9 protein-coding genes are annotated in these 10,624 nt (G+C 64.3%); 7 read left to right on the top strand and 2 right to left on the bottom strand.

The window, feature by feature from the left end; genetic code table 11:
- The 4 genes from atpG to glmU all read left to right on the top strand — a co-directional run.
- Positions 1-773: F0F1 ATP synthase subunit gamma (gene atpG, locus ACE3QM_RS22320; RefSeq protein WP_374424975.1), on the top strand; the 773-nt coding region annotated here is incomplete at its 5' end.
- Between the two features lie 41 nt (positions 774-814).
- Positions 815-2,212, top strand: coding sequence for a F0F1 ATP synthase subunit beta (gene atpD / locus ACE3QM_RS22315; RefSeq protein ID WP_048410023.1), 1,398 nt, complete (start codon positions 815-817; stop codon positions 2,210-2,212).
- Between the two features lie 11 nt (positions 2,213-2,223).
- Positions 2,224-2,646, top strand: a complete 423-nt coding sequence (locus ACE3QM_RS22310; RefSeq protein ID WP_019103740.1) for a F0F1 ATP synthase subunit epsilon — start codon at positions 2,224-2,226, stop codon at positions 2,644-2,646.
- Positions 2,647-2,722: 76 nt separating this feature from the next.
- Positions 2,723-4,087 (top strand): bifunctional UDP-N-acetylglucosamine diphosphorylase/glucosamine-1-phosphate N-acetyltransferase GlmU, encoded by a 1,365-nt coding sequence (gene glmU, locus ACE3QM_RS22305; protein ID WP_374424972.1) that lies wholly within the window; start codon positions 2,723-2,725, stop codon positions 4,085-4,087.
- Positions 4,088-4,131: 44 nt separating this feature from the next.
- Here glmU and ACE3QM_RS22300 read toward each other — a convergent pair whose 3' ends face one another.
- Positions 4,132-5,541 (bottom strand): basic amino acid/polyamine antiporter, encoded by a 1,410-nt coding sequence (locus ACE3QM_RS22300; protein WP_048410042.1) that lies wholly within the window; start codon positions 5,539-5,541, stop codon positions 4,132-4,134.
- 204 nt (positions 5,542-5,745) lie between these two features.
- Positions 5,746-6,507: a dimethylargininase gene (gene ddaH / locus ACE3QM_RS22295; RefSeq protein ID WP_048410043.1), complete on the bottom strand. Its 762-nt coding sequence runs from the start codon at positions 6,505-6,507 to the stop codon at positions 5,746-5,748.
- 330 nt (positions 6,508-6,837) lie between these two features.
- Here ddaH and ACE3QM_RS22290 point away from each other — a divergent pair, with 330 nt between their 5' ends.
- From ACE3QM_RS22290 to glmS, 3 genes are all read left to right on the top strand, one after another.
- On the top strand, positions 6,838-8,172 hold the full coding sequence (locus tag ACE3QM_RS22290) for a sigma-54 interaction domain-containing protein (RefSeq protein WP_374424969.1): 1,335 nt from the start codon (positions 6,838-6,840) through the stop codon (positions 8,170-8,172).
- Positions 8,173-8,217: 45 nt separating this feature from the next.
- Positions 8,218-9,009 carry a DeoR/GlpR family DNA-binding transcription regulator gene (locus tag ACE3QM_RS22285; RefSeq protein ID WP_048410101.1) on the top strand — a complete coding sequence of 264 codons (792 nt, stop codon included), beginning with the start codon at positions 8,218-8,220 and terminating at the stop codon, positions 9,007-9,009.
- Positions 9,009-10,624, top strand: a 1,616-nt coding sequence (glmS, locus tag ACE3QM_RS22280) for a glutamine--fructose-6-phosphate transaminase (isomerizing) (RefSeq protein ID WP_374424966.1), incomplete at its 3' end; no start/stop codon positions are given. The genes ACE3QM_RS22285 and glmS, both read left to right, overlap by 1 nt.

Below are 10,624 nucleotides of genomic sequence, written 5' to 3'. Positions count from 1 at the left end.
TGCGCAAAACGCAAGAGCGTATGCGCGCTGCCCGTCCTTACGCCGAGAAGGTGCGCACAGTCATGGCGCACCTCGCTCAGGCGAACACGGATCTTGAGCACCCGCTGTTGCAAAGCCGCGACGTAGTCAAACGCGCCGGCATCATCCTGATGACCTCCGACAAGGGCCTGTGCGGCGGCTTGAACGTGAACACGCTCAAGCGCTTCTTCGCCCAAGTCAAGAGTCTGCAGGACCAGGGCATCGAAGTGGATGTCTGCTGCCTGGGCCAGAAAGGCCTGGCCGCATGCCAGCGCGCGCGCCTCAACGTCGTGGCCAGCGCAACCCAGCTCGGCGATGTGCCGAAGATGGAAAAACTGATTGGCCCGCTTACGGTGCTGTTCAAGCAGTACGCCGAAGGCGAACTGGACGCGCTCTACATCGTTTACTCCCGTTTCATCAACACGATGAAGCAGGAGCCGGCGACTGAACAGCTGCTGCCGCTGACCTCGGAACACATGGTGGTGGAGCACTCGCACTCGTGGGATTACCTGTACGAGCCGAGCGCGCTTGCCGTGATGGAGTTCCTGGTCAAACGCTATATCGAGTCGGTAGTGTTCGAGGCCGTGGCCGAGAACATGGCCTCCGAGCAAGCTGCCCGCATGGTGGCGATGAAATCCGCCACGGACAACGCCGGTAACACGATCAAGCAACTGCGCCTGGTGTACAACAAGGCGCGTCAGGCGGCGATCACTACCGAATTGTCTGAAATCGTGGCAGGCGCCGCAGCGGTGTAAGCCGTCGCAGACTGAAAAAGTTTAATGTTTAGGAACCGATAATGAGCCAAGGTAAAATCGTACAAATCATTGGCGCGGTGATCGACGTGGAGTTTCCGCGCGACGCCATGCCAAAGGTTTATGATGCCCTGAAGCTGGTTGATGCCGACCTGACGCTCGAAGTCCAGCAGCAGCTGGGCGACGGCGTAGCGCGCACCATCGCCATGGGCAGCTCTGACGGCCTGAAGCGTGGCATGAGCGTAATCAACACCGGCGCACCGATCTCGGTGCCGGTGGGCAGCGCCACCCTGGGCCGCATCATGGATGTCTTGGGCAACCCGGTGGACGAAGCCGGCGCGGTAGCGACCGATGTTCGCCGCGCCATCCATCAGCCCGCTCCGAAGTTCGACGAACTGTCCCCCGCCACCGACCTGCTGGAAACCGGCATCAAGGTGATCGACCTGCTGTGCCCGTTCGCCAAAGGCGGCAAAGTGGGCCTGTTCGGCGGCGCCGGCGTGGGCAAGACCGTGAACATGATGGAACTGATCAACAACATCGCCAAGGCACACTCCGGTTTGTCCGTGTTTGCCGGCGTTGGTGAGCGCACTCGTGAAGGCAACGACTTCTATCACGAGATGAAGGACTCCAACGTACTGGACAAAGTGGCGATGGTGTACGGCCAGATGAACGAGCCGCCGGGCAACCGTCTGCGCGTGGCGCTGACCGGTCTGACCATGGCCGAGCACTTCCGCGACGAGAAGGACGAAAGCGGCAAGGGCCGCGACGTGCTGTTCTTCGTGGACAACATCTACCGCTACACCCTGGCCGGTACCGAAGTGTCCGCTCTGCTGGGCCGTATGCCGTCCGCCGTGGGCTATCAGCCGACGCTGGCGGAAGAAATGGGCCGCCTGCAAGAGCGCATTACCTCGACCCGCGATGGCTCGATCACCTCCATCCAGGCCGTATACGTGCCTGCGGATGACTTGACCGACCCGTCCCCGGCGACCACCTTCGCCCACTTGGACGCCACCGTGGTTCTGTCGCGCGACATCGCTTCGCTGGGTATCTACCCGGCGGTGGATCCGCTTGACTCCACCTCGCGTCAGCTGGATCCGCTGGTGGTAGGCGACGAGCACTACACGGTAGCCCGTGGCGTGCAGTCCACGCTGCAGCGTTACAAGGAACTGCGCGACATCATCGCGATTCTGGGCATGGACGAACTGTCCGAGGAAGACAAACTGGTCGTGGCTCGCGCCCGTAAGATCCAGCGCTTCCTGTCCCAGCCGTTCCACGTGGCTGAAGTATTTACCGGCTCGCCGGGCAAATACGTGCCGCTGCGCGAAACCATCAAGGGTTTCAAGGCCATTCTCGCTGGCGAGTACGACCATCTGCCGGAACAAGCGTTCTATATGGTGGGTTCGATCGAAGAAGCTGCCGAGAAAGCCAAGACCCTTAACTAAGGAGAGGGCTGATGTCCAAGATGCGTGTGGAAGTGGTCAGCACCGAGCAAATGATCTTCTCCGGCGAAGCTGAGTTCGTGGTTGCGCCGGCTACCGAAGGCGAGATCGGTGTGTATCCCCAACACGTGCCGCTCCTGACCCGTATCAAGCCCGGCGTGCTGCGTCTGAAAGTGCCGGGCAGCAGCGAAGAAGTTCTGGTGGCAGTGTCTGGCGGCATGATGGAAGTGCAGCCCAGCCTGATCACCGTGCTGGCCGATACGGCGATTCGCGGCGAGGATCTCGACGAGGCCCGCGCCAATGAGGCAAAACGCGCTGCGGAGGATTCCCTCAAGCGCGCCACCGACGACCTCTCCACCGCGAAGGCGCACGCTGCTCTGGCAGTGGCCATCGCGGAGTTGAAGGCGCTGGATTTCCTCAAGAAGCGCGCCCACTGATAAGAGATGTAATCGTGTATAGTAGGCTGCCACGCAAGTGGCAGCCTTTTTCCGTTTTTCGAGTCGTGAAAAAACCATGGATAGTCTCAGCATCGTCATTCTCGCTGCCGGCAAGGGCAAGCGCATGTACTCCTCCAAACCCAAGGTATTGCACCCCATAGGCGGCGAGCCGATGCTGGCGCGGGTGATCCGCACCGCGCGCGCCTTGAAGCCGGCGCGGCTGATCGTGGTGTACGGCCACGGCGGCGAGCAAGTGCGGGCCGCCATCCCGGACGCGGACCTGATCTGGGCGGAACAGGCCGAGCAACTGGGCACCGGCCACGCGCTGAAGATGGCCTTGCCGCACCTGCCGCGGGACGGCAAGACCATGGTGCTGTACGGCGATGTGCCGCTGACCAAGGCGGACACGCTGCATCGCTTGTCCGACGCCGCCGGCGCCGGCATGGCGGTGCTGACCGACGTGCTGGACGACGCCAGCGGCTATGGCCGCATGGTGCGCGGCGCGGACGGCAAGCTCCAGGCCATCGTCGAGCACAAGGACTGCACGCCGGAGCAACTGGCGATCCGCGAAATCAATACCGGCATGATGGCCCTGCCCAATGCGCGGCTGGCCGGCTGGCTCGCCGCGCTCAACAACGGCAACGCCCAGGGCGAATACTATCTGACCGATGTGCTGGCCCTGGCGGTGGCGGACGGCGTGAGCGTGGACAGCGCCAGCGTGGACGCCAGCTGGGAAGCGGCCGGCGTCAACAACAAGGTGCAGCTGGCCGAGCTGGAGCGCATCTTGCAGCGCAATCAGGCGCAAGCCTTGCTGGAGGCCGGCGTCACGCTGGCGGACCCGGCGCGCATCGACATCCGCGGCGAACTCAGCCACGGCATGGACGTGAGCATAGACGTGGGCTGCGTGTTCGAAGGCACGGTGGAACTGGGCGAGCAGGTGGAAATCGGCGCGCATTGCGTGTTGAAGAACGTCAAAGTGGCCGCCGGTACCAAGATCGCGCCGTTCTCGCATCTGGAAGACGCGGTGGTGGGCGAGGGATGCCGGATCGGGCCTTACGCGCGGCTGCGTCCCGGTGCGCAACTGGCCGGCCATGTGCATATCGGCAACTTCGTCGAAGTGAAGAAGAGCACGATAGGCGAGGGCTCCAAGGTCAACCACCTGAGCTATATCGGCGACGCCGAGATCGGCGGCAAGGTGAATGTGGGCGCCGGCTCGGTGACTTGCAACTACGATGGCGTCAACAAATTCAAGACCGTGATCGGCGATCATGTCTTCGTTGGCTCCGGCACCCTGATGGTGGCGCCGGTGACGCTGGAATCCTACAGCACCATAGGCGCCGGTTCCGTGATCAGCCGAACCGCGCCGGCCGGCGAACTGACGGTGGCGCGCGCGCGCCAGGTCACGGTGCCGGGCTGGAAGCGTCCGCAGAAGAAGGGCTGAACCGCTCAGCCTTCGTTGTGGCGGCCGGCTGAATAGCCCGGCCGCTATCCCGCCGCCAGCGACCAGATGGCCAGCGCGCCCAGCGCGGCCACGCCGGCGGCGAGGACGCTGTCCAGCCGGCAGGAAAACGCCGGCAGCCCGCGCTCGCGCCGCGCGCGCAGGTAAAACGGCAGGCCCAGCGCGTAAAGAATCATCGACAGCAGCAGGAACTTCATCCCCCCGGCGTAGATCAGCCAGGCGCCGTAGAGGGTGCCCAGCAGCGTCAGGCTCAGCAGGCGGGCGGTTCTCGCCGGCGCCGACCACGCCAGCTTGAGGCTGAACGCCGCGCACAGCAGATAGGGTATCAGCGCCATCGCGGACGCCAGCTGGATCAGCAGATTGTAGCCGGCGTTGTTCAGGTGATTGATGATCAGGAACAGCGAGATCAGCCCATTGGTCAGCCACAGCGCGTTGGCGGGCGCACCCTTGGCGTTGAGCTTGCCGAAACAGGCGGGCGCGGTGTGCTGATCGCCGCGGGCGGCCAGGTAGAGCATCTCGGACGAAATCAGCGTCCAGGCCAGCAAGGCGCCGGCCACCGACAGGATCAGCCCGATATTGATCAGCGCGCCGCCCCACGGGCCCACGGCGTGCTCCAGCACCGCCGCCATCGACGGGTTCTTCATCGCCGCCAGTTCCGCCTGCGGCAAGACTCCCAGCGACAGCACCGACACGCAAACCAGCAACAGCATGGTGATGCCGAAGCCCAGCACCGTGGCCAGGCTGACCGTGCGCATATCCTTGGCGCGGCTGGCGTAGACCGTTGCGCATTCTATGCCCAGGAACACCCATACCGTGTACAGCATGGTGTTCTTCACCTGTTGTCCCACGCCGCCCAAGGAAGCGCCGCCCCAGAAGTCCAGGCGGAAAGTCTGAACCTTGAACGCCAGCGCCACGCACAGCACGAACAGGCCTATGGGCACGATTTTGGCGATGGTGACGATCAGATTCAGCAAGCTGGCCGACTGCACGCCGCGCAGCACGAAGCCGTGCAGCGTCCACAGCAGCAACAGGCCGCACAGCAGCGCCGGCAGGGAACTGCCGTCGCCGAAGAAACCCAGCGCCTGAAAGGAGCCCAGCGCGCTGAACATCACCACCAGATAACCGACATTGCCCACCCACACCGATATCCAATAGCCCCAGGCGGCGTTGAAGCCCAAGTAATCGCCAAAGCCGTTGCGGGCATAGCCGTAGACCCCGTCGCCGATATCGGGGCGGTTGATGGACAGCCATTGGAAAATGCGCGTCAGCGCCAGCATGCCGATGAAGGTGATCGCCCAGGCGATCAGGATGGCGCCGGCGCCTGCGCCTTCCGCCATGTTTTGCGGCAAGCTGAAAATGCCGCTGCCGACGATGGCGCCCACCACCAGCGCGGTGAGCGGCACCACCCCCAGCTTTTTATCCGCGGCTTGAGTCATTTCTGTTCTCCCCCAGATGCGGGGCGCGCTCGGCGCGCCCCGGGTTTCATGCGCTCGGCGGCTTTAGAAGGTGTTTACGATCTGCCACGCGTCGGCGATACGGCGTTGAAACCGATCTCAGTGCTCATGTACCAGGTGTACATTCCGCTTTTTCGCTCGTTTCCGTCTTGTCTCGCCCTAGCTCGCGAGATCGTAAACAGGTTCTTAGAAGCGCAGCGACATGCAGCTGACGCCGCCATCCACCTTGCGGTATTCGGAAGTGTCCACTTCGATCACCGTATAGCCCAGCGCGGCGATGCGGTCGCGAGTGTGCGGGTAGCCGGAGGGCATGATGACCTTGCCGTTCACCCAGATGCAGTTGGCGGCATAGGACTCCTCTTCCGGGATGGCGATGATGTTGAACTTCTGGAACTCCGGCTTGGTGATGAATTCGCCGGCCGCCAGCAGATTATTGTTTTCCAGATAGGCGAGGCCGGTTTTCAGGTGTAGCACCTTCTCCAGCCGCACCACCGATCCGCTCATGCCGTGCTTCTCCAGGATGGCGATCAACTGGCGCGCGCCCTCCGCATTGGTGCGGGCCGATTCGCCGATATAGAAATGGCTGCCCACCATCATCACATCGCCGGCATCCAGCGTGCCTGGCGCCTGGATGGATTCCACCTGCTGATAGAAGCGGCGCAGCACCGGCTCCATCAAGCTGGCTTCGCCGCGGCGGCTGTCCGCGCCCGGCCGGGTGACGATGGCGCAATGCGGCGTGCACAGCGCCGGATCTTCCACGAACACCGAATCCGGAAAGTCCTCGGCCGGCGGCAGGATGGTGATGTCCACGCCGCAAGTCTGCAGCGCGCGGATATAGGCATTGTGCTGTTCCAGCGCCTTGGCGTAGTCGGGCTTGCCCAGATTGCTGGAGGAAATGCCATTGACCAATCCGCGGCAAGGGGTGCGGGCGATGATGTGCTTGAACATTGCGATCTCCTGATGCTTGGTTGGGGATATCGCCTGCTTAATTGCAACTAGCGTGCCAGCCGCGGCGCTTCGGCCGCCGCTTTTGTTTGACCACGGTCAAGCTTGTGTGCCGCCGGCGCGCCGAAATCGGCCACAGCGGTGTGAAGGCGCGGGGTTTTTGCGTTGGCGGCCAGGGTGAGCGGCAGGCAGTTTGGTTAATTGACGATTTTTGGTGACCAAACTGGCGAGACATGGTGTGGAAGCTGGCGCAATATGGCGAATATTGGTCAATGGCAACGGCGAATCCGCTCGGGCGGAGCGCTGGGCGAGAGGCGCGAAAGGAGGATGGGCGTGAACGAAGAACTGGATTGGCTGGTGGCCTGCCTGCGGCCGGTGCTGGATACGCTGGACCGGCCGGCCACCGTGGTCGACGCCGACGGCCGCTTCGTCTACTACAACTCGGCCAGCGCCCGCATGGACGGCGTGGACGCCGACGAAGTCATTGGCAAGCATGTGCTGGAACAGAACCCCTGGCTGACGCGGGAGGACAGCACCCTGCTGCAATGCCTGGAGCGCGGCGCGCGCTTCACCGATGTCTGCCAGTCCTATATCGGCCCGGACGGCCAGGCCATTCCCTATCTGCACACCGCCGTGCCGCTGACGGGCCGTGGCGGCGAACGGCTGGGCGCGATCGAGATCGGCCGCCAACTGCGCCACATGCCCAACCAGCGCGGCAAGGATGCCGACGTGCCCCGCATCGCCACCGCCGATCCGCAGATGCGCCAGCAAATCGCCTGGCTGGACGTCTTCGCCGCCAGCGAGCTGCCGATATTGATCTATGGCGAGACCGGCACCGGCAAGGAGCTGTTTGCCCGGCGCGCGCACGCGCTGAGCCCGCGCGGCAGCCGGCCGCTGTTCACCATCAACTGCGCGGCCATCCCCGACACCCTGCTGGAAAGCACGCTGTTCGGCACCGTCCGCGGCGCGTTCACCGGCGCGGAAAACCGCAAGGGCCTGCTGAGCCAGGCCGACGGCGGCACGCTATTCCTGGACGAACTCAACTCCATGCCGATTCAGCTGCAGGGCAAGCTGCTGCGCGTGCTGCAGGACGGCAGCTACCAGCCGCTGGGCAGCCATCAATCGCTGCTGGCCAATGTGCGGCTGATCGCGGCGTTGAACCAGGAACCGCAGGCGGCGGTGGCGCAGGGACGTTTGCGCGAAGACCTGTACTACCGGCTCAACGTCGGCTATGTGCATATCCCGGCGCTGCGCGACCGGCGCGGCGACGTGCCCTTGCTGGCCCGCGAACTATTGGCCCGCCACGCCCCGGAGCTCAAGCCCGTGGTGACGCAGCTGGCGCCGGAAGCCGAAGCGGCGCTGCTGGCGCACGACTGGCGCGGCAATGTGCGCGAACTGGAAAACATCCTGCGCCGCAGCCTGCTGCTGCACGACGGCGGCGCGCGGCTGGAACGGATCGCGCTGCACGCGGGCGTGCCGGACGTCACGCCGCGCGCCGACGGCGGCCTGCGCGGCCAGCTGCGCGCGCGCGAAGCCGAGCAGGTCCAGGCCGCGCTGGCCGCGCATCAGGGCAATGTGTCCGCCGCCGCGCGGCAACTGGGATTGGCGCGCAGCACGCTGGTGTCGCGGATGCGGCGGCTGGGCCTGATGGGGCCGCTTGCGTGCTAGAAATTGCGCTGCTATCATCGCAAAACTTTCGAAACGAAACATAAAATGACCAAGCGAAACACTCAGCAACGCCGTCACGCCATCGCCGCCCTGGTGCAGGAACGCGGCGAGGTCAGCGTGGACGAGCTGACCAAGCGTTTCTCCACCTCCGAAGTGACCATACGCAAAGACCTGGCCCTGCTGGAAACCGGCGGCCTGCTGCTGCGCCGCTACGGCGGCGCGGTGTCCTTGCCGTCGGAGATGGTGGTTGAGGAAGACGCGGAACAGGTTTCAAAACGAAAGATAGCCATCGCCCGCGCCGCCGCCGAGCGCATCCGCGACCACAACCGCGTGATCATAGACAGCGGCACCACCACCAGCGCGATGATCCCGCTGCTGGGCAATAAGCGCGGCCTGGTGGTGATGACCAACTCCCTGAACGTGGCCGGCGCGCTGCGCGAGCTGGAGAACGAACCCACGCTGCTGATGACCGGCGGCACCTGGGACCCGCATTCCGAATCCTTCCAGGGCCAGGTGGCGGAGCAGGTGCTGCGTTCCTATGATTTTGATCAGCTGTTCATCGGCGCCGACGGCATCGACCTTGAACGCGGCACCACCACCTTCAACGAACTGGTGGGCTTGTCGCGGGTGATGGCCGAAGTGGCGCGCGAAGTCATCGTGATGGTGGAATCGGAAAAGATAGGCCGGCGCATCCCCAATCTGGAATTGCCGTGGGAGCGCATCCATACCCTGGTGACCGACGACGCCTTGTCGGCGGAGGCCAGAACCCAAATTCAGGCGAAGGGCATTGCGCTGATCTGCGCGTCCTCGCCCACTGATAGTCCAAGGAGAAAGTAATGTGCGGCATTGTCGGCGCCATCGCGGCGCGTAATGTGGTTCCGGTGTTGGTGGACGGCCTGAAGCGGCTGGAATATCGCGGCTATGACTCCGCCGGCGTGGCGGTCTTGGCCGGCGACGCCATTCGTCGCGTGCGCCGCGTCGGCCGCGTCGCGGAGATGGAAAACGCCGCGGCGGAAGAAAGCCTGCAAGGGCAAGTGGGCATCGGCCACACCCGCTGGGCCACCCATGGCGGCGTCACCGAACCCAATGCCCACCCGCACGTATCCTTCGGCAAGATCGCCGTGGTGCACAACGGCATCATCGAAAACCACGAAGAGCAGCGCGAGCGCCTGAAAAGCCTGGGCTACGCCTTCGAATCCCAGACCGACACCGAAGTCATCGCCCACCTGGTGCATCACTACTACCAGGCCGGCGCCAGCCTGTTCGACGCGGTCAAGCGCGCCAGCCGCGAGCTGACCGGCGCTTACGCCATCGGCGTGATCGCGGTGGACCGCCCGGACGAACTGGTGTGCGCGCGCATGGGCTGCCCGCTGCTGGTGGGCCTGGGCGACGGCGAAAACTTCATCGCCTCCGACGTCTCCGCCATCGTGTCCGCCACCCGCCGCGTGATCTTCCTGGAAGAGGGCGACATCGGCCGGCTGACCCGCGACGGCGTGGAACTGCTGGACAAGGACGACCAGCCGGCGCAGCGCCCGGTGCACGTGTCCGACGTATCGCTGGCCTCGCTGGAACTGGGCCCGTACAGCCACTTCATGCAGAAGGAAATCCACGAACAGCCCAAGGCGCTGTCCGACACCATAGACGCGGTGCAGGACTACGGCTTCAATCCCGAGCTGTTCGGCGAGCGCGCCGGCGAAGTGCTGCCGCAGCTGGAAGGCGTCAAGATCCTGGCCTGCGGCACCAGCTACTACGCCGGCCTGACCGCCAAATACTGGATCGAGACCATCGCCGGCGTGCAGTGCGACGTGGAAATCGCCAGCGAATACCGCTACCGCGACGCCTGGGCCAACCCCAACTACCTGGTGACCACCATCTCCCAATCCGGCGAGACGCTGGACACCATGGAAGCGCTGAAATACGCCAAGGAACTGGGCCACCGCTACGCGCTGTCTATCTGCAATGTGCGCGAATCCGCGATCCCGCGCGCCAGCGAACTGGTGTTCTTCACCCGCGCCGGCGCCGAAATCGGCGTGGCCTCCACCAAGGCCTTCACCACCCAATTGGTGGGCTTGTTCGCGCTGGCGGTGACGCTGGGCAAGGTACGCGGCAAGGTCAGCGTAGCCGACGAGGCGCGCTTCCTGGACGAACTGCGCCACCTGCCGGGCAGCGTGCAGCACGCGCTGAACCTGGAGCCGCAGATCAAGGCCTGGGCCGACAAGTTCGCCGCCAAGGACAATGCGCTGTTCCTGGGCCGCGGCCTGCATTTCCCCATCGCGCTGGAAGGCGCGCTCAAGCTGAAGGAAATCTCCTACATCCACGCCGAAGCCTACCCGGCCGGCGAGCTCAAGCACGGCCCGCTGGCGCTGGTGGACGAGGACATGCCGGTGGTGGTGATCGCCCCCAACGACGCGCTGCTGGAAAAGGTGAAATCCAATATGCAGGAAGTGCGCGC

Origin of the sequence: Chromobacterium sp. (genome assembly GCF_041912965.1) — a bacterium.
In the GTDB taxonomy this organism is placed as follows: Bacteria; Pseudomonadota; Gammaproteobacteria; order Burkholderiales; family Chromobacteriaceae; genus Chromobacterium; species Chromobacterium aquaticum.
This window is presented reverse-complemented; position numbering and strand designations above follow the sequence as displayed.

What these genes read in the sequence shown, in the direction of transcription:
- atpD (WP_048410023.1), top strand. Translation starts at nt 815, where the DNA reads ATGAGCCAAGGTAAAATCGTACAAATCATTGGCGCGGTGATCGACGTG.
- ACE3QM_RS22310 (WP_019103740.1), top strand. Translation starts at nt 2,224, where the DNA reads ATGTCCAAGATGCGTGTGGAAGTGGTCAGCACCGAGCAAATGATCTTC.
- glmU (WP_374424972.1), top strand. Translation starts at nt 2,723, where the DNA reads ATGGATAGTCTCAGCATCGTCATTCTCGCTGCCGGCAAGGGCAAGCGC.
- ACE3QM_RS22300 (WP_048410042.1), bottom strand. Translation starts at nt 5,541, where the DNA reads ATGACTCAAGCCGCGGATAAAAAGCTGGGGGTGGTGCCGCTCACCGCG.
- ddaH (WP_048410043.1), bottom strand. Translation starts at nt 6,507, where the DNA reads ATGTTCAAGCACATCATCGCCCGCACCCCTTGCCGCGGATTGGTCAAT.
- ACE3QM_RS22285 (WP_048410101.1), top strand. Translation starts at nt 8,218, where the DNA reads ATGACCAAGCGAAACACTCAGCAACGCCGTCACGCCATCGCCGCCCTG.